Source organism: Pradoshia sp. TA40_28 (assembly GCF_059694525.1).
Window position 1 is genome coordinate 342,743 of the sequence record NZ_JCATZO010000001.1, and the last position, 25,156, is coordinate 367,898.

A 25,156-nucleotide genomic window follows, 5' to 3' on the forward strand; every position below is an offset into this window, starting at 1 on the left:
TGAAACAGAACATGAGTGTTATCCCTTCACGGATCCAGATGTCAATCCAGATACAATTTTTCTTTGGAAAATTAACACCAATATGACGATTGGAATCGTGACGATGACAGTAGCTGCTGTAATATCACCCCATGGAATGGTGTAGTCACTTTGATAAAGGGAAATTCCAACCGGTACAGTTCGTGCTGCTTCTTTTGAATTAATTGTTAAGGCAAATAAATATTCGTTCCATGCTGCGATAAATACAAGGATGGCTGTCGTAAACACGCCAGGTGCAGCCAATGGAAAAATGATTTTTCTAAATGTCTGAAATGGTGTAGCACCATCCATTTTAGCTGATTCCTCGAGATCCTTTGGTATTTTCTGAAAGAATGTGGATAATAGCCAAATAGCCAAAGGTAAACTGAATGTAATATATGGTATCACCAATCCTGTATAAGTGTTACGTAAATTGAAGCTGGTAACAAAGTTATAGATTGGTGAAATAATAGCGATATGAGGAAACATTGACGATGCTAGTATTACAGCAAATATTATACCCTTTCCTTTAATCGGTAAACGTGTTAACGCATAAGCGGCAAAGGAGGCAAAAGCAATGGCAATAATGGTAGTAACGGAAGAAACTATTAAACTATTTTTCATATAAACGAGAAGCGGCCTTGAAGTTAAGGCAGATTCATAGGAGTTAAAAGAAGGGTTCTTGGACCACCATTTATAGGAGGCGAAAATTTCCCCCGGCTCTTTTAAGGATGTAAGAAAGACCCAGAGAAATGGGAACATCACAATAAAAATGAAGAGAGCAACCAACAAATAGAAAAGTACTTTTTTTGCATGCTTCATTTAATTTTCCCCCTTTCCTTTTATGCGATCTCCAAATAGATCAGAACCGATAAATTTAATGTAAATCAGGCTGATCAACGCCACTGACACAAATACGATAATGGAAAGGACCGAGCCTTCTCCAAAATTCTGCTGGGCGAATAAAGTTTTGTACGCATAAATTGTAATCACTTCTGTTGAATTTGCAGGACCGCCTCCAGTTAGAACGAAAATGAGGTCAAACACCCTGAAAGCATCCAATGTACGGAATAATAAGGCTACGAGAATACTGGATTTTAATAAGGGCAACGTGATTCTTCTGAATTGATACCATTTGCTTGCTCCATCAACTGACGCGGCCTCGTAGACATCCCGCGGAATGGTCTGCAAACCGGCTAATAGCAGCAAAGCCATGTAGGGAGTTGTTTTCCAGATGTCTGTTAAAATAACGGAGGCCATTGCACCGACACCTGTGCTCAATAAGTCTCCTGCATTTGATATAAGATGAAGCTCTTCAAACAAGTGGGCGATGATTCCGGATTGGCCATCGTATAGAAACATCCACATCATGGCCGATACAGCTGTCGGGATTGCCCAGGGAATTAAAACAACAGCTCTGACAACACCCCTGCCGAAGAATGCCCGATTGATTAACAGCGCAATCGCCAATCCGAGCACTAATTCGAAAAAGACAGTCACGATAGTGAAAATAAGTGTATTGGACAGGGATTTCCACATCCGCGCATCCGTTAGGTATTTCCCATAATTACTTAAACCAACGAAGTTATCCTTTAGAATGGATTCAGAAACAGAGGAGGATAATGCAGCTGTATCCTTGGCGAGGTCTGCTTGATCTCCTTTAATCGATTTTAACTCAGTTTCTATAGAGGCTAATTCGGCTTGATAGGCTGCTGCTGTTTTCTCATCGATCTTTGCATACTTTTCGTCTTCCTCTTTAATTGGTTCAAAGTTTGCGACCTTTTCTTCTACATATTCGTATTGCTTTTGGATATCCGATTCTTCTAATAAATTTTTGTGATTTTTATCGATTGTTTGAGCCCATTGGCTCGATTTATCATTGTCCAGCTCTTCTAGATTTTTCTGAAGAAAGTAATAATCGGTTGCATACCGTTCCAAATCAATTTGACTAGATAACATTCGAACTGATTTGGTTGGATTATTTAATCGATAATCAAACATGCTATTCCAAAAGGACATGGCAATTGGATAGAGAACGACAATGGCGATCAGAATAAGAGAGGGAATAATCATGGCATATCCTAATTGCCGTTCGGATAGGGAGAATTTCTTTTTCATATCATTACTCCTTTCATACTCGAGATTTTCCAAAGCTAAAAAATAGGAGACAAGCTTTATGTGCCCATCTCCTTCTTTCCCATTGCGTTACCTATCAGGCTGGTATTCTATTCGTTCAATTCTGTTTTCATTTTTGATTCCATATTTTCAATGGCTTGATCGACTGTGATGTCTTTTGTTAATGCTTTGGAAATTTCAATTTGTAGAATATCTGATATTTTTTGATAGTTTGGAGTAACAGGTCTTGGTACAGCATTTTCCAATGTTTCAACAAATGATTTTTCTTTAAAAACAGGGGCTGCATCCTGTACTTCCTTGTCTTCGTATAAAGCTTTTATGGTTGGAGCACGTCCACCTTCTGTAGCTGAAATCTTTTGACCTTCTTCACCGGTCATGAATTTTATAAATTCCCATGATTCTTTTGGATGATCTGTATAACGGTTAATCATGGCCATATAGCCTCCAAGTGTTGAAGCAGAGCCCGCATCACCGGCAGGCAGTGAGGTGAAGGCAAAGCTGCCAGCTACTTTAGAGGTGTTTTTATCCGCAGCTGTTTTAGCCATATAGGGCCAGTTGCGTGCAAAGACGGTTTGCCCCTCATTAAAAGCTGACTCCGTTTCAGTCTCGGTGAATGTTAAAATATTATTTGGCATGAAATCTGCATTGACGATTTCAACCATTTTACTCAGCCCTTTTTTGGCCTCTGGACTATTAATCACGACTTCATTGTTTTCATCAATGATTTTTCCTCCGTACGAAGCAATGAATTCCATGGCGTTCACAACAATACCCTCATATTGTTTAGCCTGAAAGACAAAACCTGAGCTGGTTCCTTCCTTCCCGCTTCCCTCTTTAGCCATTTCAATTAACTCATCCCATGTCTTCGGAGCTTCACCAATCAGATCTGTTCGATAAAAGAGAATGCCGGCATCAGAGTATTTTGGCATAGCCCATTGCTTGCCCTCGAATTTTCCGGCTTCGACTGTACCGGAGAAGTAGTCGTCAAGATTAATTTTATCCTGATCAATAAAGCGGTCTAATTCCATGGCGTAATTAGCCTGAGCAAATTCTGCCGGCCAAACCACATCGGCATCGAAGACATCAATTTCAGCACTTTTGCTACTGAACGCGGTTACATATTGGTCATGCTGCTGGGTAGAGCTGTTTGGCATTTCTTGATAGTTTACTTTAATATTAGGATGCTTTTTCTCGAAGGCTTCTATAAGTTTTTCAGTACTGCCGGTTGTATCGGCTCCTCTGGCATATGTAATTTCGACTACCTTTTTGTTTGAATCTTTTTCATCTGTAGAGGTTTTTTCGGTATCCGAGCATGCTGTTAAGGCAATACCCAATAATGCAGCGGCAGAGATGGATAACCATTTTTTACGATTCATATTTCCCCTCCTATTTAATTGCTTACTACTTCTTTATAGATTCCTTAAGATATGGTTATCAAAACCTAATTATGGGATATATTTCTATTTTAGGTACTAAAGACCCATGTGTAATCCGCGATACAGGCGGTATTTCATTGGGTAATGGGGGATAATGGGTTTCTTGCTGGATTAATTAAAAGAAATGTACTATATTTGTAGCTGGATAGAGTTGCTGGAAAAAAGAAAAGGTTATCCAGAGGAAGCAGGTGAGACCGTAGATGAAGATATTAATAGCTCTTTTAGCTCCAGGATTATTAGTTGTCCTTTTTTCAAGAGTGACCTATAACTGTATAGTTGGTTTGTGTTTAACAGTTGCTCTGATTGCCGCTTCAGCATATAAAGGCTATACATCTTCGTGGCCTCTGATTATAATCGATGCCTTTTCATTAACAGCTGGGTATTGGTATTCCCAGCGTATGATAAAGAGAACACCTAAAAGTGCATAAATGACAGATAGAGTCTTCCGTATTTTCTAGGAGACTCTTTTATTTTTTTGTAGGATGGGCATAAATGATACTATGGAAAAATAAGAAAATGGGAATGTTTGTTCGCTTTTTGTTGGTTTGTTTATAGATGGTTGTGGTAAAATATTGTTATCAAATAAATCGAGACTTGAAACGGAAAGATGAAGGGGGCTTTTGTGTGAGTAAACAATTTGAGTTGGTTTCTAAGTATACTCCTCAAGGAGACCAGCCAGCTGCGATTAAAGAGCTGGTGAATGGAATTAATAATGGAGTTAAGCATCAAACGCTGCTTGGAGCCACAGGGACAGGAAAGACATTCACGATTTCAAACGTGATTAAAGAAGTTAATAAGCCCACCCTTATCATTGCTCATAATAAGACGCTTGCTGGACAGCTGTATAGTGAATTTAAGGAGTTCTTTCCGAATAATGCAGTGGAGTATTTTGTCAGTTACTATGACTACTACCAACCTGAAGCTTACGTCCCTCAGACTGATACGTTTATAGAGAAGGACGCAAGCATTAATGATGAGATAGATAAACTCCGCCACTCTGCGACATCCGCCTTATTTGAACGGAAGGATGTCATTATTATTGCCAGCGTATCCTGTATTTACGGCTTGGGTTCTCCAGAAGAATACGGGGAAATGGTTTTGTCCATTCGTACAGGTATGGAAATGGAACGGAACCAGCTGTTGCGTAAATTGGTTGATATTCAATATGAACGAAATGATATTAATTTTCAGCGTGGAGCATTTCGGGTAAGAGGAGATGTAGTAGAGATTTTTCCCGTTTCAAAAGACGAGCACTGTATACGGGTTGAATTTTTTGGCGATGAAGTAGAACGGATCCGAGAAGTAGATGCGCTGACCGGTGAAATTATTGGAGAAAGAGACCATGTGGCCATCTTCCCGGCATCCCACTTCGTTACACGAGAAGAAAAAATGAGAATCGCCATTCAAAATATCGAGAAAGAATTGGAAGAGCAACTGACCTTTTTAAGAGGGGAAGGGAAGCTCCTTGAAGCACAGCGGTTGGAACAAAGATGCCGCTATGATCTCGAAATGATGAGAGAAATGGGCTTTTGTTCAGGGATTGAGAACTACTCCCGCCATCTTACATTAAGGCCGCCGGGTTCTACCCCTTACACCCTTATCGATTATTTTCCGAAGGACTTTTTAATGGTGATTGATGAGTCTCATGTTACCGTTCCGCAGGTTCGTGGAATGTACAACGGTGACCGCGCTCGTAAAGAGGTACTGGTTAATCATGGCTTTCGGCTGCCGTCAGCAATGGATAACCGACCTTTGCATTTCCAAGAGTTTGAGGAGCATATCAACCAGATTGTCTATGTATCTGCTACGCCGGGTCTTTATGAACAGGAGCATTCACCGGAAATGGTCGAGCAAATTATTCGTCCAACTGGGCTATTGGACCCTACTATTGACGTTCGCCCGATTGAAGGTCAAATCGATGATTTATTAGGGGAAATCAACGAGAGAATTACACGAAATGAGCGTGTCCTGATTACAACACTGACGAAGAAAATGTCAGAGGATTTAACAGATTATTTAAAAGAGCTCGGCATCAAGGTTCAATATTTGCATTCTGAGATTAAAACGCTGGAACGGATCGAGATTATCAGAGACCTGCGTCTTGGAAAATATGATGTTTTAATTGGAATTAATCTGTTGCGTGAAGGGATCGATATTCCAGAAGTCTCACTTGTAGCTATTCTGGATGCGGATAAAGAAGGATTCCTGCGTTCCGAACGATCTCTTATTCAAACGGTCGGACGGGCAGCTCGTAATTCAAACGGTCATGTTATCATGTATGCAGATAAAATAACGAATTCAATGGAGATCGCGATATCAGAGACGAAACGACGTCGTGCTATTCAGGAAGAGTATAACAGGAAACACGGCATCACTCCTCAGACAATCCAGAAGGACATCCGTGATGTCATTCGTGCCACTCATATAACGGAAGATGGCGAAGAAGAAAAAGCTGCAAATAAATTTGAGAAACTATCTAAGAAAGAACGCCAAAAAGTTATTGCCAATATGGAAAAAGAAATGAAAGAAGCAGCCAAAGCGCTTGATTTTGAACGGGCTGCCGAACTTAGAGATTTAATTTTAGAGTTGAAAGTGGAAGGATGAACATAGGATGGCACTTGATAAAATAGTAATAAAAGGGGCCAGGACTAATAATCTAAAAGATATTGACGTGACAATCCCGCGCGATAAGCTGGTTGTACTGACCGGTTTATCAGGTTCGGGGAAGTCCTCCCTGGCTTTTGATACAATCTATGCGGAAGGACAACGCCGCTATGTGGAATCCCTTTCTGCCTATGCGCGTCAGTTCCTTGGACAAATGGATAAACCGGATGTTGACCTAATTGAAGGGCTGTCTCCGGCAATATCCATTGATCAAAAAACGACCAGCCGCAATCCGCGTTCGACGGTTGCGACAGTCACAGAAATTTATGATTATATGCGATTGCTGTATGCAAGGGTTGGTAAACCGGTATGCCCTATTCATGGGATAGAGATTACCTCACAAACGATTGAACAAATGGTAGATAGAATTATGTCCTATCCGGAACGTACAAAAATGCAGATTCTGGCTCCTATTGTTTCAGGACGAAAAGGAACCCACGTTAAAATGCTTGAAGATATTAAGAAGCAGGGCTATGTTCGTGTCCGTGTAAACGGCGAAATGTATGACTTGGATGATGATATACGTTTGGATAAAAATAAGAAACATACGATTGAAGTGGTGATAGACCGGGTTGTCGTAAAAGAAGGAATTAATGCCCGTTTATCTGATTCTCTTGAGTCTGCCCTTCGCTTAGGTGATGGCAAGGTCATTATTGATGTGATTGGCGAGGAAGAATTACTCTTCAGTGAGCATCATGCCTGTCCTTATTGCGGATTTTCAATTGGAGAACTAGAACCGCGTATGTTTTCATTCAATAGCCCATTTGGAGCCTGTCCTACTTGTGATGGGCTTGGCCATAAAGTAAAAGTGGATCCCGATGCGGTTATCCCTGACCCTGATTTAACATTGAGAGAGCATGCAATTGCTCCTTGGCAACCAACTAGTTCTCAGTATTATCCGAAATTGCTTGAATGTGTTGCTGATCACTATGGGATTGATATGGATGTTCCAGTCTCCCAGCTACCGGAAAGTCAGCTTAATAAAATTCTGAAGGGCTCCAATGGCGAGAAAATTTATTTCCGTTATGTGAACGAATTTGGCCAAGTACGTGAAAATAGAGTGGAATTTGAAGGTGTCCTGGCTAATGTAGAACGCCGATTTAAAGAAACGAGCTCCGATTATACACGTGATCAAATGGAAAAATATATGGCTGAGCAGCCGTGTCCAACCTGCAAAGGTTATCGTCTGAAGAAGGAAAGTATGGCCGTGTTGGTAGCCGGTCATCATATTGGAGAGATCACGGCGCTTTCAATCAAAGATGCTAATGAGTTCTTTGAAAATCTGAATCTATCCGAGAAAGATATGAGTATCGGTCGTTTGATTTTCCGAGAGATAAAAGAAAGAATGGGCTTTTTGATTAATGTCGGCCTGGAGTATCTGACACTAAACCGGACAGCGGGGACTCTGTCTGGGGGAGAAGCGCAGCGAATCAGACTGGCTACACAGATTGGCTCTCGCTTAACAGGCGTTTTGTATATTTTGGATGAACCTTCTATTGGTCTTCATCAACGTGATAATGATCGCTTGATTGCTACCCTAAAAAGTATGCGTGATATCGGGAATACACTCATCGTTGTTGAACATGATGAGGATACAATGCTGGCAGCGGATTATTTAATAGATGTAGGTCCCGGCGCTGGGGCACATGGCGGTGAGATTGTATCAGCAGGAACTCCTGAAGAAGTAATGGCTGATGACAATTCGTTAACTGGCCAATATTTATCCGGCGAAAAATTCATTCCACTTCCACTGGAACGCAGAAAAGGCGATGGCCGATTAATTCAGATCAAGGGTGCTAAAGAAAATAATCTCAAAAATGTGAATGTATCCTTCCCGCTTGGAACATTTATAGCCGTTACAGGTGTGTCGGGTTCAGGTAAAAGTACCTTGGTAAATGAGATTCTTCATAAATCATTGGCTCAAAAATTGAACCGGGCAAAAGCGAAACCTGGAAACTTTCGTGAGATAAAAGGTGTGGAAGAATTGGAGAAAGTGATCGATATTGATCAATCTCCTATCGGCCGTACCCCACGGTCTAATCCGGCAACCTATACAGGTGTATTTGATGATATCCGTGATGTGTTTGCTTCTACTAATGAAGCGAAGGTTCGCGGATATAAGAAAGGCCGCTTCAGTTTTAATATTAAAGGCGGACGTTGTGAAGCATGCCGCGGTGATGGAATCATAAGAATAGAAATGCACTTCCTGCCGGATGTCTATGTTCCTTGTGAAGTTTGCCATGGAAAACGGTATAATCGGGAAACGTTGGAAGTAACCTATAAAGGGAAGAACATTTCCGACATTCTGGATATGACTGTAGAGGAAGCACTTCAGTTTTTTGAGAACCATCCAAAAATCAAACGGAAAATCCAAACGATTTATGATGTCGGACTGGGTTATATTAAGATGGGTCAGCCTGCTACGACCCTATCCGGTGGAGAAGCGCAGCGTGTGAAACTTGCCAGCGAACTGCACCGCCGTTCCAATGGACGATCTCTGTATATCCTGGATGAACCGACAACAGGTCTGCATGTCGATGATATTTCACGTCTGTTAGTCGTGTTGCAGCGCCTGGTTGATAATGGTGATACCGTACTTGTGATTGAGCATAATTTAGATGTTATTAAAGCAGCCGATTATTTAATCGATCTTGGCCCGGAAGGCGGAGAAAAGGGTGGTACTGTTCTGGCTACCGGTTCGCCGGAAATCATTGCAGAGACACCTGAATCCTATACAGGCAAATATTTAAAACCCGTACTCGAACGTGACCGGGAACGTATGAAGAATAAAGTGATGGAAAGGCAAGCCTCCAGATAGATGGCTTGCTTTTTCTCCATATCTGCTTCTTTAGCTAAGGACTTCATTGCTCGCTTCTTATCTTTTGTCTGCCAAGGTGATTCCTATGTATTTGTTGGTCAATTAAGTAACGATAGATGATAGATGAGTTGACATAATTATAGAAACTTTCTTTTTTCCTATACGTATGAATAGGAAAGGAGAGAGTATCTATGACAACTACTAATCGATTCTTAGCTGCTATATGTTATTTTAGCATTTTCTTTTTAGGCTTCATCTTTCCGACGGTTGTTTATTTTGTCGCCGGTGATGATCGTGAGTTAAAAAGGCATGCTAAACGCGCTTTAATTTCACATTTACTTCCTTTCGTCATGGGCATTATTGTATTCTTTGTCTTTTTAGCTCAGCTTATTTCCACTCCGGAAATAACAATCTTTCCTATCACAGCCATACTAGCTATGATTCTTTTCGGATTAATTAGTTTTATTGTGATGATTTGGAATGTCATTCAGGGTATTACACTTTTAAAGGATTAACAGGTAACTATCATGTAAAGGGAGCTGGTATTGATGAATCAAGAGAAAAGACGAATTTTAGAAATGGTAAAAGAAGGTTTGCTTAACGCAGATGAAGCGCTCTTGTTGCTCGAACAAATAGAGAAGAAAGATAAGCTCATTAAAGAAGTGGACCAAAAAACAGAGACCAGTGAACTATCAACAGTCGTTAAATCAAGTGATTCGGATTATAAGGAAACCCAGGAAAAAAAATCTTCATCTACTATGGATAAGCTGTTGGGAATCGTAGATGATGTCGTGAAAAAAATTAAAGATGTAGATTTTGATTTGAATTTTGGCGCAGCGGTAGAGATTGAACATATTTATCATCAGGACAATGCTTCGGTGCGGAAAATAGATATTGACCTGGCTAATGGGAGTGTAAAGTTCCTTCCATGGGATAAGCAGGAGATTACGATTGAATGTCATGCAAAGGTATACAGAGCAGATCATACAGAAGAAGCGAGAACCAAACTTCTTAAAGAGATCACCTATTCATTGGAAGATGGAAGACTCCGATTTGCTTTGCAAGATAAATCGGTCAAATTACAGGCGATCATTCGTGTGCCTGATACGCGCTATGAAGAATTAAAAATTCGTTTATTTAACGGAACGATTACCGGTGAAAATGTTAAAGTTGATGCGATTATGACCAAAACGGGTAACGGACAGATTCAGTTTACTGATTTTAATGCTAGGGAAGCAGAATTTGAAACGGTCAATGGCGTTGTAAATATTAAAGGGTTTGATGTAGGCGAATTAGAAGTAGAAACCATGAATGGGGCTATTCAAATCCAGGGTGGATTCCGAAAAGGCGATTTGCAAACAATCAATGGAAGCATTCAATGTGAACAGACCAGCCGATATGCAGACACTATCCGAGCTAAAGCATCAGCAGGAAATATTAATCTTCAAATTCCAGCGAACACTGGTTGTAATGGAGAGTTAAAATCCAATCTCGGCAGTTTTAATATTGACCTTAAAGGAATTCATATTATTGAAGAGAAAAGTGACGTGGTTCAAAAGATGCTGCGTTTCCAATCGGAAGGTGAATATGAGCAATCCATTCAAATCCTGGCTGAATCAAGGGCGGGAAATATTAAAATCAGACATTAATTTTTTAAAACAATCAATTAATGGATTAAAGGAGCTGCAGAATTTTTGAAAGAGAAAAAGCGATTTGTTCGTTTGAGGTCAGATAAGATGTTAATGGGTGTTCTTGGTGGGCTTGCACAATATTTTGGTATTAAATCATCTCTTCTGCGTATCCTATTTGTAATCGGGCTTATTCCAACCAGCTTTTTGTTGATCATCCCCTATACGATTCTTAGTTATATTATGCCCAGAGAAGAATTGGAGGAGTTGAACGTATGAATTGGATCGTAAAAATCCTTGTTAATGCGGTTGTCTTTGTATTACTTACACAGGTATTTGAAGGTGTACATGTAACCGGGTTTGGTGCGGCAATCATTGCAGCCATTGTGTTATCTATCTTTAACGTCATTGTTAAACCAATTGTAACTGTCTTAACGTTACCTATAACGATTGTTACACTGGGCATATTTTTGCTTTTTATCAATGCAATTGTATTGAAGATTACGGATGCGGCAATGGGAGGCGCTTTTGACATCCATGGTTTCTGGCTGACCTTCCTAGTATCCATTATACTATCGTTTGTTAGTACTATTATGGAAAGTATAATGGACTAATAAAAAACCTGAAGCCTCTAGGTAACCCCTAAGAGGCTTCAGGTTTTTAGCGTTCTTGCTTTTCAACAATGATGGTGGTGTCAAAGCCAAGTCGTTTTAATTGTGTAGCTAGATTTGCAGCATTCTGCTTGTCCGAAAAGGCTCCGAGCTGTACCTTGTAAAGTGTTTTTTCCTGATCCGATTGTTTGGCAGGAAGTATGGCTCTCTTTTTTAATGAATAATGAGAAATGATGGTTTCAACAAGAGCTTGTGCACATTTTTTACGGTAATACGCACTTTTAAGCAGCTTCACTTCGTTTTTGTTTGTCATAAATCCGCATTCAACGAGCACGGCTGTCATTTTGGTTTCCCGCAGGACATGAAAATCAGCCATTTTTACCCCGCGATTTTGTAAGCCGGTTGTGGCAATCAAATTCTTCTGAAATTTTGAAGCCAGTGAGAAGGCTTCTGCAGGCTTGGATAAATGAACATAGGTTTCAATTCCCTCTGCTTGATGCCATTCCCCATTTCCGGTGGCATTGGCATGAATCGATAGGTATAAATCCGCATTGATCGAATTTGCCTGATTGGTTCTTTCCCCTAGAGGGACATCCGTTGAATCCGAATGGGCAAAATAGATCGATGCCTGATACGAGGTCAATAATTCTTTTACATATTGGGCTACTGCGCGATTAAATTCATATTCTTTCATGCCATCCGGAGATGATTTGCCTGGTGTTGTATAGCCGTGGCCTGCATCAATCATAATCTTCAACTTTGGATGCCCCCCTTGTCCTTTTCATACATAATATGAGACAAGCCATCAAAATGGACCATTTACGGGGCACTTATTGTTAAAAGATATTTTCTATTTAGCAAGGCTATTTTAACGAAAAGATGTTCTTCACTTTTTAGTAATCCATGAATAAGGTCTACAATCACCCTATATAAAAACGCTAGTGAAGTTTAATCAAGCATGGAAGCGGCAGCTTGATCGACAATGATCGTTACAGATGGATGCTGCTGTAGAATACTTGCCGGTAATTGTTCTGTTATATCCCCATTAATCAATTTGTATGTTGCTTCTGCCTTCGCTTCACCGGAAGCTAATAACAGGATCTCTTTGCTTTTCATAATAGTAGAAATCCCCATTGTTATCGCTTGTTTTGGTACCTCATCTATGTGATTGAAAAAGCGGGCATTAGCTTGTCGCGTGCTTTCCTTTAAGTCAATGATATGTGTTTTACTGGAAAACGGAGTCCCGGGCTCATTGAAGCCGATATGGCCATTTTCTCCAATTCCGAGTACTTGCAAATCTACATGGCCAAGTTCTTCAATGATAGTTTCATATCGCTCGCATTCCGCCATGAAATCATCTGCATCTCCATGAGGCAAATGGATATGATGATGAGGGATATCAAGATATTGAAATAAATTTTCCATCATATAGGAGTAATAGCTATTTGGATTCTCTTTTGATAGCCCAATATATTCGTCTAAATTAACAGTTTCAATTTGTTGATAGCTTGTCCCGTTTTTTTGATGGTCCTCAATCAAATGTTTGTAGAGACCAAGCGGGGTGCTTCCAGTAGCGAGGCCAAGAACAGCATTCGGTTTTTGCTTTATTTTGCCGATCACGATTTCGGAAGCCAGCTGGCTTAATTCATCATAGTTTTTTACTTTTATTACTTTCATGTTTGTTTGTGTCATTGTTGTTCACCTCTGTACGCTATTTTACCACGGCAGACTGTAGCGGATACATCGAAATTTGGATTCATGATGACAAGGTCTGCATCCTTTCCAACCGTAATGCTTCCTTTTCGATCAAATACATTCAGCTGTTTGGCTGGATTGACAGATGCCATCTGGACAACTTGCTGCAACGTATATCCAGTAAAACTGCATACATTTTTAATCGCTTCATTCATTTTAAGAATACTGCCTGCCAACGTACCATCTTCGAGACGTGCTTCACTGCCCTTCACCGTCACTTCTTGTCCACCTAAATCATATTGTCCATCAACCATTCCTTTTGCCCGCATCGCATCGGTAATAAGGATTGTCTTCTCTGGTCCTTTAACCTGTAGGGCAAGTTTAACCATTTCAGGTGAGACGTGAATCCCGTCCGCAATTATTTCGATATATACCTGGTCATGCAGTAAGGCTGCTCCTGCAGCACCAACGTCACGATGGTGTAATCCAGTCATTTGATTAAATAGGTGTGTAGCATGTGAGGCACCCTGTTCAATGGCTTCGGTTGTTTGATGATAAGTCGCATTTGTATGACCAAGGGAGCAAATAATAGATGATTTGTGCAGGTGCTCGATTAATTCGCTTGAACCAGGCTGTTCAGGTGCCATCGTAACGAGTTTAATCGCGTTTCCTGATGCTTCATTCCACTCTGAAAATAAACTCAATTGAGGATCAATAATGTGATGTAATGGCTGTGCTCCTGCTTTCAATGGACTTATGAACGGACCTTCTAAATGAACTCCCAGCATTTCCGTTTCTCCAGCAGGATTACCGTTATCTTTAAAGGAATCAATAGCTTGTAATGCTTTTTTAATATTGGATGGGCTTTGTGTCATTGTTGTAGCCAGAAAAGAAGTGGTTCCTTCTTTAGGAAGCTCTTTGACCATTACGCGCAGCGCTTCTTCTGTGCCGTCCATCGCATCGGCTCCAGCAACACCATGAATATGGATATCAATGAAGCCAGGTAAAACAAACTGGCCTTCTTTTAAGGTGAGAACTTCATCCGCGTGTTGGGGTGCATTTTCCACAAACCCAATTTCACTGATCTGATGATTTTCTATTAGTATGTAACCATTTTGGAGAATAGCGTTCTCTTGATAGATTGTTGCATTTCGAATTAATAGTGACATTTCTATTCAACTCCTAGGCTAGTTGTTCTATTCTAATCCTACCTATAACTTTTTAGAAAAACCAGAATTATATTATTGTTATTGTATGGTTATATAGGAAATAATGATAAAATGAAAGCACATTTATTAATCAAATAGTTCAGGGAGTGAATTTTTTGGCAAAAGTTAGAACAATCGACCTCATTGAGGAATTCCAGCTTGAATTGATTTGTGGCGAGGAAGGCATAAATAGACCTATCACAACGAGCGACCTTTCCAGACCTGGATTAGAAATTGCCGGATATTTTGATTATTACCCGGCTGACCGTATTCAAATCCTGGGGATGACTGAGTTATCGTTTTTTTCTAAGTTAACCAGTGATGAAAGAGTTTCGAGAATGAAAACGCTTTGCAGTGATATAACGCCGTGTATCATTATTACACGGGGATTAGAGGTGCCTAAGGAGTTACTAGTGGCTTCTGAAGCAGTATCTGTTCCAGTTTTGAGGACAAGCATGAAAACAACCAGGTTTTCCAGTAGATTAACTAATTTTCTCGAAAGCAAGCTAGCTCCTACGACTGCTGTTCACGGCGTTCTGGTTGATATATACGGTGTTGGCGTTATGATTACCGGGAAAAGCGGAGTTGGAAAAAGTGAGACTGCCCTTGAACTTGTAAAGAGAGGCCATCGTTTAGTTGCAGATGATTGCGTGGAAATTCGTCAAGAGGATGACGATACATTGGTTGGAAATTCCCCTGAGTTGATTGAACATCTATTAGAAATAAGAGGTGTAGGGATTATCAATGTTATGACGCTCTTTGGTGCGGGTGCAGTCAGAAGTCATAAAAAAATCTCCCTTGTCATTAATCTGGAGATATGGGATCAGCAGAAAAATTATGACAGACTGGGCTTGGAAGAAGAAAAAGTCCGGATCATTGATACAGATATCACACGGATGAATATACCTGTTCGTCCGGGCCGGAATATCGCAGTTATCATTGAAGTAGCAGCTATGAATTTCCGCCTGAAACGAATGGGCGTCAATACAGCTCAGCAATTTACGGAAAAATTGAATGAAGCGATTGAAAAGGAAAAATAAGTAGAGTGGGTGTAAGAATAAATGAATACGATTGATCGTGTTGCTATACAGATCGGTTCCATCCAGATTTACTGGTATGGGATTATTATAGGCTTGGGTGTATTTCTTGGACTATGGCTTGCTATGCGTGAGTCTGAACGCCGCGGGCTGGACAAAGACTTATTTGTTGACCTGTTAATCTATGCTGTGCCGATCTCCATTATTAGTGCGCGTATATACTATGTGATTTTTGAATGGTCCTATTATAAAGATCACCTCGGTGATATTTATAAAATATGGAATGGCGGAATAGCTATCCATGGTGCCTTAATTGGTGCGGTTATTACAACAATTGTCTTTGCGCGCTCCAGAAATATTTCCTTCTGGAAAATTGCTGATATTGCGGCTCCATCTCTTATTCTTGGGCAGGCCATTGGTAGATGGGGAAACTTCATTAACCAGGAAGCATATGGTGAGGAAGTTAGCCGTCAATTTCTTGAAAATTTAATGCTTCCTGACTTTATCATTGATCAAATGTATATCCAGGGAGTCTACCATCATCCGACTTTCTTGTACGAATCCCTGTGGAATTTCGTTGGATTTGCGTTATTACTTCTATTAAGAAGGGTTAATTTGCGTCAGGGTGAAATGTTCCTGACTTATGTAATTTGGTATTCAATCGGACGCTTCTTTATTGAAGGAATGAGAACGGATAGCCTCATGCTATTTGGCGAATTACGGATGGCACAGCTTATGTCTTTAACCCTGATTATTGGGGGAATTATTCTGTTTATCGTGAGACGGAAAATGGGCTATTCCGAGAAAAAATATTTAGATCTATAATGCTGATGGCTCATGTACCGCATCTTAGAAATTCATTTATCTGCAAGTTGTCCATCGTGAATGACTAAGGGGGTGGGATCATTGAAAAAAGAAACTGTATCAAAAGGTCTATTGGCAGGTTTACGTACAACCTGGATGCTCGGGAAAATTATCTTTCCCGTCACGTTTTTTATAACGATTCTGCAATATACACCGGTATTACCCTGGATTATTGAATTAATAAGCCCGGTTATGGAGTTGATTGGACTTCCTGGAGATGCAGCGATTCCATTGGTACTGGGGAACTTTTTAAACTTGTATGCCGGAATTGGCGGTATCCTAGCTTTGGATTCTTTGACTGTTAAAGAAGTCTTTATCATTGCCGTTATGCTTTCTTTTTCACATAATCTGTTTATTGAAACCGGTGTTGCTTTAAAGGTAGGCGTTAAACTATGGGTGGTTCTTCTTACCCGCATCGGGCTTGCTTTATTATCCGCAGTTGTCATTCATTTATTTTGGCAGGGTGGATCAGAGAGAATTTATTATGGCATCAGCGGCAATGAGGAAGCGGTTACCGGACTGATTCCGATTTTGTTGATGGCGTTGGAGAAAGCAGCTTATGGAACCATCAAGCTGGCGATCATTGTCATTCCTTTGATGTTAGTCATCCAGATTATGAAGGATTTGAATTGGCTAAATAAATTTTCAAATTGGATGAAGCCTGTCACAAGAATGCTGGGGATGAAAGAAAATACCTCTATGACATTGGTTGCGGGGCTCGTTATTGGTTTGGCTTACGGGGCAGGGGTTATGTTGGATGCCGTACGTGAAGATGGAGTTAGTAAAAAAGACATCACAATTGCTTTTATCTTCTTGATCGCTTGTCATGCAGTGGTTGAAGATACTGTTATTTTTATCCCTCTAGGCGTACCCGTTCTCCCATTGCTGCTAATCCGCCTGGTGACAGCCATTCTATTAGCTGTTATCATTGCCTATATTTGGAACAAAGTAGAATTAAAAAAGAGGAAGGAAGAACAGCGTGGAGCAGAAAATCACAACATTACTATTTGATTTGGATGGGACATTAATTGATACGAATGAATTAATTATTGCTTCCTTTTTACATACATTTGATCATTATTATCCCGGACAATATTCGCGGGAAGATGTCTATCCTTTTATTGGGCCATCACTGGCTGAAACATTTGGCGGCCTGGATCCCCATCGTAAGGATGAGATGATCGCCTTTTACCGCGAACATAATTTTGCAAATCATGATCTGCTTGTCCGCGAGTATGAAGGTGTGTATGAAACGATTGATATACTTAAAAAAAGCGGCTATAAAGTCGGCATCGTGACAACGAAGATGCGTAATGCAGTAAAAATGGGCTTGATTAAAGGTCGCCTTGACTCTTTCTTTGATGTGGTTGTTACACTTGATGATGTTAAAATGCCAAAACCGGACCCGGAGCCGATTCACTTAGCATTGGATAAGATTGGTTCAGTTCCATCAGAAACGATCATGGTTGGGGATAACAGTCATGATATTCTGGCAGGAAAAAACGCAGGAACGAAGACAGCTGGAGTCGCTTGGACGATAAAAGGAAGAGAATATCTCGAGCAATTTAATCCGGATTATATGCTTGAAAATATGCGCGATCTCTTAACCATCTTAAAGAAATGAGAAGAACCACTCGTTATCCGGTAAAAGGGGATGGCAATTCCCTCTGGTATGTTTATAAAACAGTTCCTTTTTGGAAGGTTGTTCGGAACTTTGTGGTTATACAACTTGCCAGATACACACCTTTTCTAGGCATGAAAAACTGGCTTTATCGGACATTTCTCGGGATGAAGGTGGGCAATAAGACTTCCTTCGCCTTGATGGTCATGCTGGATGTCATGTTTCCTGAAAAAATTTCGGTTGGACGTAACACAGTGATTGGGTACAATACAACGATTCTGGCACATGAATACTTAATAAACGAATATCGTTTAGGTAGTGTGGTCATTGGCGACGAAGTGATGATTGGAGCCAATTCCACCTTGCTGCCAGGGATTAAAATAGGCAATGGTGCGATTGTATCGGCTGGTACGCTCGTTCATAAGGATGTACCTGCAGGGGCTTTTGTAGGCGGTAATCCGATGAAAGTGATCTATAGTGCCGAAGAGATGAAAAAAAGAATACAAGAAGATACCTTTTTTCATTAAAAGAGTACCCCGTTCCTTTGGGAGCGGGGTTTTTTACTACCTACTTCAATAGGACTATTGAAGTAATCACTGGGTATAACATCCATATGACTTGAAATTTTTTAGTGAGAGCGATAGACTTTATTTAACTTCATCATATTAGCATATTAGCGAACTAAAGTATTTTAAAAATTACGATAAAGGACTGTTATATATGCCAAATCTATTTATGTTCGAAAAGCCCTTGGGCATGCGCGACACATTACCTGGTTTATTTAAGTTAAAACACACCATCAAACAAAGAATGATGGATGAAACAATCCAATACGGATATCGTTTTTTAGAAACTTCATCACTTGAATATTATGAGACAGTCGGGAAGGTATCAGCTATTCGCGACCTTCAATTATTCAAGTTATTAGATAAAGATGGTCATAGTTTAGTGTTGCGTCCTGATATGACTTCGCCTATTGCCAGGGTTGCTTCCTCCCATTTACTAAAGGAAGGTAATCCGATGCGGCTTGCCTATAGTGCAAATGTGTTTAGGGCTCAGGAGAAAGAAGGCGGCCGTCCTGCTGAATTTGAGCAATTTGGGATTGAATTAATTGGAGATCAGACCTTATCAGCAGATGCTGAAGTGCTTTCACTGCTATCCTCCGTATTAAAAGCTGCAGGGGTGGAACGCTATCATATTACGATTGGCCATATCGGATTTGTGCAGGATTTACTTCTTCATTTTGGCGGTTGCGAAGAAACGGCAGGAATCATGCGGAAATTCCTGTTTGAGAAGAATTACGTAGGTTTCAAAGAGTATGTTAATCAAATGCCGATTTCCTTAAAGGACCGTGAAATCTTACATCGATTCCTTGAATTAAAAGGAGGAAGAGAGATCCTGAAGTTGGCTGAAGAACTAACGGATCGGCAAATGGGTCAGGATGCTGTACAGGAATTGAAAAAACTAGCCGCTATCCTCCATTTAATCAATCATGATGAAATGATCACGTATGATTTATCACTAGTTAGCCATATGGACTACTATACTGGTATTCTATTTGAAGTTTTTGGGGAGAATGTAGGCTTTCCGATTGGAAATGGCGGACGGTATAACGAGCTTTATAAGCAATTCGGAACGGATGCTCCTGCTACAGGATTTGGTTTGCGACTAGATCGCATCCTAGAATCGCTTGACACAGTATTAAATGAAGAAACACCTACCTGTATCATTTATCATCCTGCTCAGCAATTAAGGGCAATGAAAAAGGCTGCTGAATTGAGGGGATCTGGTCAACGAGTCGTCTTGCAAAATGTAGATGGGATTAAGGAAGTAAATAAGTTTACAAGTAATTTTTCTAATATTGAGTTTATGATTGACATGACTGAAGAATCGAAGGGGGAAGGATGATGGATCAATTAACAATTGCCATGCCAAAAGGGCGGATATTGGATGAGGCCGTGGAATTACTAAGAAAAGCAGATTACCAAATTCCTTCTGACTTTGACGATTCAAGAAAGCTGATTATCAACGTAGAAAATGAAAATCTCCGCTTCATTCTGGCAAAGCCAATGGATGTTCCCACTTATGTGGAGTATGGAGTAGCTGATGTGGGGATCGCTGGAAAAGACGTACTTATGGAAGAAAAGCGTGACGTATACGAACTGCTTGATTTGGAGATCAGTGATTGCTATTTAGCGGTGGCAGGCCTGCCGAATACGGAAATGAGCAAGGTTGCACCAAAGATAGCCAGTAAATATCCCAATATTGCCTCTGAATATTTCCGTGAGCAGGGCGAACAGGTGGAAATTATTAAATTGAATGGTTCCATTGAGCTGGCTCCTATGATTGGTCTTGCTGATCGAATTGTCGATATTGTATCGACTGGACAAACCTTACGTGAAAATGGTCTGGTAGAGTATGCTACTATCCAAAATGTTACTTCACGATTTATTGCAAATCCGGTCAGTTATCGAATGAAAGAAAAAGTAATTGCTGAAATGGTCACTCGACTGGGAGCAGTTTTGCAACCCAAGGGATAACTGGAGGGAGAAAGCATGGAAATAAAATCGTTAACGAACGGAATATCGCTGAAACGAACGGTTGATGGCGGGAGCGATGCTCAACGAAAAGTGGTCCAACAAATCTTACAGGATGTAAACGATCAGGGAGATAAGGCTCTCTTTTTCTACACCAAAAAGTTTGATCACGCCGAGCTCGATTCTCTGAAAGTGACAAACGATGAAATTGAAATGGCCATTGCAAACATCCCGCCTGAGATGATTTCAATTATGAAGGAAGCTGCTTCTAATCTTCGAAGCTATCATGAAAAACAAGTACAAAATTCATGGATTGATATGTCTGCAACAGGGACCATGCTGGGATTAAAACGCACACCGCTCGATTCAGTCGGCATCTATGTTCCAGGCGGTACAGCTGCTTATCCCTCCTCCGTATTGATGAACGCTATTCCAGCTAAAGTGGCAGGTGTAAAGCGGATAGTAATGGTTTCGCCGGCGGGACAGGATGGTAAATTGCCTGATTCCGTGCTTGCTGCAGCCCACATAGCCGGCATCACAGAGATTTATAAAGTAGGTGGAGCGCAGGCGATTGGTGCCCTTGCCTATGGTACCGAGTCTATTGGAAAAGTAGATAAAATTACTGGTCCAGGCAATATCTATGTTGCTCTAGCTAAACGGGAAGTCTATGGAGATGTAGATATTGATATGATTGCCGGTCCGAGTGAAATAACGGTGCTGGCTGATGAAACGGCGGAGGCTCGGCATGTTGCAGCTGATTTGCTATCACAGGCTGAACATGATGAACGAGCATGCAGTGTACTGATCACCACGAGCCGAAAGTTGGCGTATGAGGTTAAAGCTGAAGTGGAGAAGCAATTGCTCTTGTTGCCACGCAAAGAAATTGCCCATGCTTCCTGGAACAATTTTGGTGGGGTTTATGTGGCAAACACAATGGATGAAGCAATTGAAGCAGTAAATGAGCTGGCACCTGAACATTTGGAAATACAAACAGCGGATGCAATGAATGTGGTCGGAGCGATTCGGCATGCAGGGGCCATTTTTATCGGTAAATATAGTTCTGAGCCAGTCGGGGATTATTTTGCGGGCCCCAATCATGTGCTTCCTACAAATGGAACAGCCCGTTTTTCAAGTCCTTTAAATGTAGATGATTTTCAAAAGAAAACGAGCTTAATTATGTACAGTCAACAAGATTTTGAAGCCCATGCCGCCAAGATTGCTGCTTTTGCCAGATTGGAAGGATTGGAGGCTCATGCCCGGGCTGTAGAATCAAGGTTAAATTCAAAGGAGGAAGGCCGATGAAACGAACAGCAGAAATAGACAGAAGAACAAATGAAACGAAAATCAAACTGGATTTTGGTCTTGACGGCGAAGGCAAGACAGAACTTTCAACCGGCGTTCCCTTTCTTTCGCATATGCTGGACCTGTTTGCCAAGCATGGTCACTTCGATTTACGCGTGGACGCTGATGGCGATATTGAAGTGGATGGGCACCATACAACTGAGGATATCGGTATTTGTTTAGGGCAGGCTCTTAGCCAGGCTCTTGGAGATAAACGAGGAATTAAGCGATACGGAAATGCTTTTGTACCGATGGATGAAGCGTTGGCACAGGTGGTCGTGGATTTGAGTAATCGGCCGCATCTTGAATTTAGAGCAGATATACCGGCACCTATGATTGGATCCTTTGATACGGAGCTTGTACACGAATTTTTATGGAAGCTTGCGATTGAAGCAAAAATGAATCTTCACGTCATTGTCCATTACGGCCGCAATTCTCATCATATTGTGGAAGCTATTTTTAAAGCACTTGGCCGTGCGCTGGACGAAGCAACATCGCATGACCCGAGAGTGAAAGGAATTCCTTCGACAAAAGGAATGCTTTAATGAGGGAGGATTAGCGTTTTGATTGGTATCGTTGATTATGGAATGGGAAATTTATTCAGTGTTTACAATGCGCTTGATAGGCTTGGAGCTGATGCTGTGATAAGCAGCGATCCGGCTGTGTTGGCCCGTTGTGAGGGGCTGATTTTACCCGGAGTGGGCGCCTTTCGTGATGCTATGACCGCTTTGAAGGAGCAAAAATTAGACGAGCTCTTAAAAGAATATGTGGAAAGCGGGAGACCATTGCTCGGCATTTGCTTAGGGATGCAGCTCTTGTTTGAAAGCAGTGATGAACATGGTTTCTCTGAAGGACTTCACTTTCTAGACGGACATATTGCGAAATTTACAGGGATCGATCAAACAGGCAAGACTTATAAAGTTCCACATATGGGATGGAATAAGCTTCGATTTAAGCAGGAGCATCCCTTGGTAGAGGGGTTAGAAGAAGATTATGTCTATTTCGTTCACTCCTATTATGCGCAAATAAAGGATCCCGCAGAATTAATGGCATCAGCCATGTATGATGTCGAGGTACCTGGAATAGTAGGAAAAGGAAATGTGATGGGGATGCAATTTCACCCAGAGAAAAGCGGTCAAATGGGAAAAGGCCTGCTTGAGAATTTCATCAAACTGGTAACGGAGAAGGCGGGGCGTTAGTGATGAGTACGAATTTTACAATCTATCCGGCAATTGATATGAGAGGTGGTAACTGTGTCCGCCTTCTACAGGGAGATTATGGACAGGAAACCGTTTATGGAGATTCGCCGTTTGATATGGCTATGTCCTTTGCTGACATGGGAGCCGAATGGATTCATATGGTTGATTTGGATGGTGCCAAAGATGGGAACCCAGTAAACGAACAACATGTCCTGAAAGCTGCCCAGGAATTAAAAGGTGTCTCCATTCAAGTGGGAGGCGGAATTCGGAATGAGAAACAAGTAGCCCGCTATTTGGAAAATGGGATTTCTCGTGTCATTCTTGGCAGCGTGGCTGTACGAGAGCCTGAATTTGCAACAGAGATGATTCAGAAATATCCTGGGCAGATTGCGATTGGTTTGGATGGGAAAAGCGGTAAGGTAGCAACGGACGGCTGGTTAAAAACCAGTGAATGGACAGTTGTGGATTTAGGAAAGTTTTTTGCGGATAAAGGAGCCGAATGGTTCATTTTCACAGATATCGCCAATGATGGTATGCTGACTGGACCAAGTGTGAAGGAAACAGCTGAATTGGCGCGTGAAACTGGAAAGCATATTATTGCATCAGGTGGAATGAGCCAGCTTGAAGATATTGTTTCTTTAAAAGCGTATCAATCAGTTGGAATCGAAGGAGTCATCATCGGGAAGGCTCTCTATGAAAATCGCTTTACCTTGCCGCAAGCATTAGCGAAGGCGGTTGAATTCAAATGATAACAAAGAGAATCATTCCCTGTTTGGATGTAAAAGAAGGCCGTGTGGTTAAAGGAATTCAATTTCTCGGGCTTCAGGATGCAGGTGATCCGGTTGAATTAGCTAAAATGTATGATGACCAGGGCGCAGATGAATTAGTGTTCCTCGATATTTCGGCCTCGCACGAAGGAAGAAAGACGATGGTTGAAGTCGTCCGGGAAGCTGCTTCTGTCCTGAGTATTCCATTTACAGTCGGCGGCGGTATTAACTCGGTTGCTGATATGAGAACCATCTTGCGCGCCGGCGCGGATAAAGTATCTTTGAACACAGCAGCCGTACTTCATCCCGAGCTGATTGCTGAGGGAGCTACTTATTTTGGTAACCAGTGTATCGTTCTGGCGATTGATGCAAAGTACGATACGGATCTGGAAGGGTTTCGAGTCTACACGCACGGCGGTCGAAAAGCTACCGAATTAAATGCGGTTGATTGGGCTAAACAAGCTGTAGCGCTCGGTGCCGGTGAGATTTTGCTGACAAGTATGGACCGTGATGGAGAAAAAAGCGGTTTTCATGTTGAATTAACTAAAGCAGTCAGTGAGGCTGTTACGGTCCCCGTGATTGCATCCGGCGGAGCAGGAAACAAGGATGATTTTGTGGAAGTTTTTACAGATGGAAAAGCGGATGCAGCTCTGGCAGCTTCCATTTTTCATTATAAAGAAACAAGCGTACAAGAAGTGAAACGCAGACTGCGAGAACAAGGAGTGCTTGTGAGATGAATATAATTCAAATTCAATATGATGTGAATGGCTTAGTGCCAGCTATTGTTCAGGATGAACAAACGAAAGAAGTTCTGACATTGGCTTATATGAATAAGGAATCGTTAGAGAGAACCATTCAAACAGGAGAAACTTGGTTTTACAGCCGTTCCCGCCAGCAGCTTTGGCATAAAGGGGAAACAAGCGGAAATACTCAAGAAGTCCGGGCCATTCGCTATGATTGCGATCAGGATGCATTGGTTGTATTGGTCAAGCCTGCAGGACCTGCCTGTCATACCGGGACAGTAAGTTGTTTTACTGAAACGTTATATCAGGCTGAAAAAGAAGCGACTCAACCTTCCGATGAGAAGGAAGACTTTTTGTTTGAACTTGAAAAAATCATTGCAGAACGAGAAGTGGAGCGCCCAGAAGGTTCTTATACAACCTATTTATTTGAAGAAGGGGTAGACAAGATTCTTAAAAAAGTAGGCGAAGAAGCAGCCGAAGTCATCATCGCTGCCAAAAACCGCGACTCGGAAGAACTGAAATGGGAAGTATCCGATCTATTCTTCCATGTCCTTGTCCTCTTAAAAGAACAGAATCTACCATTCTCCGAAATTCAAAAAACCTGCGTGACCGCCATCTTACCAAACAGAATGACGATAAAACTGACTCAAAAGGGTGAAAATACCTTTTGAGTTTTTTGTTTGTTTGGAGGAGTGTGGTGTTGTGGTCTTGGATGGGACGGGGTGTTTGGCTTTGATCCGTCTTTTCCACGGCTATGGTGTGGCTATGGACCGGCTATGCTGGGGGAAAGGCCGGTCAAAGGCGGTTGAAAGCCCGGGTAAAGGGACTATGCC

At 41.4% G+C, this 25,156-nt stretch carries 26 protein-coding genes; 20 read left to right on the top strand and 6 right to left on the bottom strand.

The annotated features are described in order from the left end of the window. Positions 1-18 precede the first annotated feature (18 nt). The 3 genes from AC58NB_RS01540 to AC58NB_RS01550 form a co-directional block, all read right to left on the bottom strand. Positions 19-840, bottom strand: a complete 822-nt coding sequence (locus AC58NB_RS01540; protein ID WP_497425043.1) for a carbohydrate ABC transporter permease — start codon at positions 838-840, stop codon at positions 19-21. Beyond that, complete coding sequence (locus AC58NB_RS01545) at positions 841-2,136, bottom strand: carbohydrate ABC transporter permease (RefSeq protein WP_497425044.1); 1,296 nt, start codon at positions 2,134-2,136, stop codon at positions 841-843. Positions 2,137-2,243: 107 nt separating this feature from the next. Then, positions 2,244-3,530: an ABC transporter substrate-binding protein gene (locus tag AC58NB_RS01550; RefSeq protein ID WP_497425045.1), complete on the bottom strand. Its 1,287-nt coding sequence runs from the start codon at positions 3,528-3,530 to the stop codon at positions 2,244-2,246. Positions 3,531-3,790: 260 nt separating this feature from the next. Between AC58NB_RS01550 and AC58NB_RS01555 the strand changes: the two genes are divergently transcribed. The 7 genes from AC58NB_RS01555 to AC58NB_RS01585 all read left to right on the top strand — a co-directional run bounded on the left by AC58NB_RS01555 (position 3,791) and on the right by AC58NB_RS01585 (position 11,314). Next, positions 3,791-4,018, top strand: a complete 228-nt coding sequence (locus AC58NB_RS01555; protein ID WP_497425046.1) for a CsbA family protein — start codon at positions 3,791-3,793, stop codon at positions 4,016-4,018. Positions 4,019-4,214: 196 nt separating this feature from the next. Next, positions 4,215-6,194 carry an excinuclease ABC subunit UvrB gene (gene uvrB / locus AC58NB_RS01560; protein ID WP_497425047.1) on the top strand — a complete coding sequence of 660 codons (1,980 nt, stop codon included), beginning with the start codon at positions 4,215-4,217 and terminating at the stop codon, positions 6,192-6,194. 7 nt (positions 6,195-6,201) lie between these two features. After that, positions 6,202-9,072 (top strand): excinuclease ABC subunit UvrA, encoded by a 2,871-nt coding sequence (uvrA, locus tag AC58NB_RS01565; RefSeq protein WP_497425048.1) that lies wholly within the window; start codon positions 6,202-6,204, stop codon positions 9,070-9,072. A 191-nt stretch (positions 9,073-9,263) separates the two neighbouring features. Next, on the top strand, positions 9,264-9,587 hold the full coding sequence (locus AC58NB_RS01570) for a magnetosome magnetite crystal formation protein family (protein ID WP_497425049.1): 324 nt from the start codon (positions 9,264-9,266) through the stop codon (positions 9,585-9,587). A 33-nt stretch (positions 9,588-9,620) separates the two neighbouring features. Further along, on the top strand, positions 9,621-10,721 hold the full coding sequence (locus AC58NB_RS01575) for a DUF4097 family beta strand repeat-containing protein (RefSeq protein WP_497425050.1): 1,101 nt from the start codon (positions 9,621-9,623) through the stop codon (positions 10,719-10,721). A 45-nt stretch (positions 10,722-10,766) separates the two neighbouring features. Beyond that, positions 10,767-10,979 carry a PspC domain-containing protein gene (locus AC58NB_RS01580; protein WP_497425051.1) on the top strand — a complete coding sequence of 71 codons (213 nt, stop codon included), beginning with the start codon at positions 10,767-10,769 and terminating at the stop codon, positions 10,977-10,979. Beyond that, positions 10,976-11,314, top strand: a complete 339-nt coding sequence (locus AC58NB_RS01585) for a phage holin family protein (RefSeq protein WP_497425052.1) — start codon at positions 10,976-10,978, stop codon at positions 11,312-11,314. Before AC58NB_RS01580 ends, AC58NB_RS01585 begins: the two co-directional genes overlap by 4 nt. A 46-nt stretch (positions 11,315-11,360) precedes the next feature. On the opposite strand, the gene AC58NB_RS01590 is transcribed toward AC58NB_RS01585, so the two are convergent. From AC58NB_RS01590 to nagA, 3 genes are all read right to left on the bottom strand, one after another. Further along, the gene (locus tag AC58NB_RS01590; RefSeq protein ID WP_497425150.1) at positions 11,361-12,059 is read right to left on the bottom strand and encodes an N-acetylmuramoyl-L-alanine amidase; all 699 of its coding nucleotides are present in this window, start codon (positions 12,057-12,059) and stop codon (positions 11,361-11,363) included. A 200-nt stretch (positions 12,060-12,259) separates the two neighbouring features. Beyond that, on the bottom strand, positions 12,260-12,988 hold the full coding sequence (gene nagB, locus AC58NB_RS01595) for a glucosamine-6-phosphate deaminase (protein WP_497425151.1): 729 nt from the start codon (positions 12,986-12,988) through the stop codon (positions 12,260-12,262). An 11-nt stretch (positions 12,989-12,999) separates the two neighbouring features. Then, positions 13,000-14,175 carry an N-acetylglucosamine-6-phosphate deacetylase gene (gene nagA, locus AC58NB_RS01600; RefSeq protein ID WP_497425053.1) on the bottom strand — a complete coding sequence of 392 codons (1,176 nt, stop codon included), beginning with the start codon at positions 14,173-14,175 and terminating at the stop codon, positions 13,000-13,002. Positions 14,176-14,330: 155 nt separating this feature from the next. Between nagA and hprK the strand changes: the two genes are divergently transcribed. The 13 genes from hprK (at position 14,331) to hisIE (ending at position 24,994) form a co-directional block, all read left to right on the top strand. Next, complete coding sequence (gene hprK / locus AC58NB_RS01605) at positions 14,331-15,254, top strand: HPr(Ser) kinase/phosphatase (RefSeq protein ID WP_497425054.1); 924 nt, start codon at positions 14,331-14,333, stop codon at positions 15,252-15,254. 21 nt (positions 15,255-15,275) lie between these two features. After that, on the top strand, positions 15,276-16,076 hold the full coding sequence (gene lgt, locus AC58NB_RS01610; RefSeq protein WP_497425055.1) for a prolipoprotein diacylglyceryl transferase: 801 nt from the start codon (positions 15,276-15,278) through the stop codon (positions 16,074-16,076). A gap of 81 nt (positions 16,077-16,157) precedes the next feature. After that, entirely contained in the window at positions 16,158-17,126 is a 969-nt protein-coding gene (locus AC58NB_RS01615) for a nucleoside recognition domain-containing protein (RefSeq protein ID WP_497425056.1), read from the top strand. Next, entirely contained in the window at positions 17,095-17,739 is a 645-nt protein-coding gene (gene ppaX, locus AC58NB_RS01620) for a pyrophosphatase PpaX (protein ID WP_497425057.1), read from the top strand. The genes AC58NB_RS01615 and ppaX overlap by 32 nt, the downstream gene beginning before the upstream one ends. Next, positions 17,736-18,263: an acyltransferase gene (locus AC58NB_RS01625; protein ID WP_497425058.1), complete on the top strand. Its 528-nt coding sequence runs from the start codon at positions 17,736-17,738 to the stop codon at positions 18,261-18,263. The genes ppaX and AC58NB_RS01625 overlap by 4 nt, the downstream gene beginning before the upstream one ends. A gap of 193 nt (positions 18,264-18,456) precedes the next feature. Beyond that, positions 18,457-19,644 carry an ATP phosphoribosyltransferase regulatory subunit gene (locus AC58NB_RS01630; protein ID WP_497425059.1) on the top strand — a complete coding sequence of 396 codons (1,188 nt, stop codon included), beginning with the start codon at positions 18,457-18,459 and terminating at the stop codon, positions 19,642-19,644. Continuing rightward, complete coding sequence (gene hisG, locus AC58NB_RS01635; RefSeq protein ID WP_497425060.1) at positions 19,641-20,276, top strand: ATP phosphoribosyltransferase; 636 nt, start codon at positions 19,641-19,643, stop codon at positions 20,274-20,276. Before AC58NB_RS01630 ends, hisG begins: the two co-directional genes overlap by 4 nt. Positions 20,277-20,291: 15 nt before the next feature. Further along, the gene (gene hisD / locus AC58NB_RS01640; protein ID WP_497425061.1) at positions 20,292-21,575 is read left to right on the top strand and encodes a histidinol dehydrogenase; all 1,284 of its coding nucleotides are present in this window, start codon (positions 20,292-20,294) and stop codon (positions 21,573-21,575) included. Next, a complete protein-coding gene (gene hisB, locus AC58NB_RS01645; RefSeq protein ID WP_497425062.1) occupies positions 21,572-22,159 on the top strand; it encodes an imidazoleglycerol-phosphate dehydratase HisB in 588 nt (195 codons plus the stop codon). The genes hisD and hisB overlap by 4 nt, the downstream gene beginning before the upstream one ends. Before the next feature lie 18 nt (positions 22,160-22,177). Then, the gene (gene hisH, locus AC58NB_RS01650; RefSeq protein WP_497425063.1) at positions 22,178-22,813 is read left to right on the top strand and encodes an imidazole glycerol phosphate synthase subunit HisH; all 636 of its coding nucleotides are present in this window, start codon (positions 22,178-22,180) and stop codon (positions 22,811-22,813) included. Between the two features lie 2 nt (positions 22,814-22,815). Beyond that, on the top strand, positions 22,816-23,562 hold the full coding sequence (gene hisA / locus AC58NB_RS01655; RefSeq protein ID WP_497425064.1) for a 1-(5-phosphoribosyl)-5-[(5-phosphoribosylamino)methylideneamino]imidazole-4-carboxamide isomerase: 747 nt from the start codon (positions 22,816-22,818) through the stop codon (positions 23,560-23,562). After that, positions 23,559-24,317: an imidazole glycerol phosphate synthase subunit HisF gene (hisF, locus tag AC58NB_RS01660; RefSeq protein WP_497425065.1), complete on the top strand. Its 759-nt coding sequence runs from the start codon at positions 23,559-23,561 to the stop codon at positions 24,315-24,317. Before hisA ends, hisF begins: the two co-directional genes overlap by 4 nt. Further along, entirely contained in the window at positions 24,314-24,994 is a 681-nt protein-coding gene (hisIE, locus tag AC58NB_RS01665) for a bifunctional phosphoribosyl-AMP cyclohydrolase/phosphoribosyl-ATP diphosphatase HisIE (RefSeq protein ID WP_497425066.1), read from the top strand. The genes hisF and hisIE overlap by 4 nt, the downstream gene beginning before the upstream one ends. Positions 24,995-25,156 lie beyond the last annotated feature (162 nt).

Coding starts and splice junctions, on each gene's coding strand:
- AC58NB_RS01550 (WP_497425045.1), bottom strand. CDS start 3,530: ATGAATCGTAAAAAATGGTTATCCATCTCTGCCGCTGCATTATTGGGT.
- AC58NB_RS01575 (WP_497425050.1), top strand. CDS start 9,621: ATGAATCAAGAGAAAAGACGAATTTTAGAAATGGTAAAAGAAGGTTTG.
- hisF (WP_497425065.1), top strand. CDS start 23,559: ATGATAACAAAGAGAATCATTCCCTGTTTGGATGTAAAAGAAGGCCGT.
- AC58NB_RS01555 (WP_497425046.1), top strand. CDS start 3,791: ATGAAGATATTAATAGCTCTTTTAGCTCCAGGATTATTAGTTGTCCTT.
- AC58NB_RS01540 (WP_497425043.1), bottom strand. CDS start 840: ATGAAGCATGCAAAAAAAGTACTTTTCTATTTGTTGGTTGCTCTCTTC.
- hisA (WP_497425064.1), top strand. CDS start 22,816: ATGAGTACGAATTTTACAATCTATCCGGCAATTGATATGAGAGGTGGT.
- lgt (WP_497425055.1), top strand. CDS start 15,276: ATGAATACGATTGATCGTGTTGCTATACAGATCGGTTCCATCCAGATT.
- uvrA (WP_497425048.1), top strand. CDS start 6,202: ATGGCACTTGATAAAATAGTAATAAAAGGGGCCAGGACTAATAATCTA.
- AC58NB_RS01545 (WP_497425044.1), bottom strand. CDS start 2,136: ATGAAAAAGAAATTCTCCCTATCCGAACGGCAATTAGGATATGCCATG.
- AC58NB_RS01625 (WP_497425058.1), top strand. CDS start 17,736: ATGAGAAGAACCACTCGTTATCCGGTAAAAGGGGATGGCAATTCCCTC.
- AC58NB_RS01585 (WP_497425052.1), top strand. CDS start 10,976: ATGAATTGGATCGTAAAAATCCTTGTTAATGCGGTTGTCTTTGTATTA.
- nagB (WP_497425151.1), bottom strand. CDS start 12,988: ATGAAAGTAATAAAAGTAAAAAACTATGATGAATTAAGCCAGCTGGCT.
- hisB (WP_497425062.1), top strand. CDS start 21,572: ATGAAACGAACAGCAGAAATAGACAGAAGAACAAATGAAACGAAAATC.
- hisD (WP_497425061.1), top strand. CDS start 20,292: ATGGAAATAAAATCGTTAACGAACGGAATATCGCTGAAACGAACGGTT.
- hisIE (WP_497425066.1), top strand. CDS start 24,314: ATGAATATAATTCAAATTCAATATGATGTGAATGGCTTAGTGCCAGCT.
- AC58NB_RS01590 (WP_497425150.1), bottom strand. CDS start 12,059: ATGATTGATGCAGGCCACGGCTATACAACACCAGGCAAATCATCTCCG.
- AC58NB_RS01630 (WP_497425059.1), top strand. CDS start 18,457: ATGCCAAATCTATTTATGTTCGAAAAGCCCTTGGGCATGCGCGACACA.
- nagA (WP_497425053.1), bottom strand. CDS start 14,175: ATGTCACTATTAATTCGAAATGCAACAATCTATCAAGAGAACGCTATT.
- hisG (WP_497425060.1), top strand. CDS start 19,641: ATGATGGATCAATTAACAATTGCCATGCCAAAAGGGCGGATATTGGAT.
- AC58NB_RS01570 (WP_497425049.1), top strand. CDS start 9,264: ATGACAACTACTAATCGATTCTTAGCTGCTATATGTTATTTTAGCATT.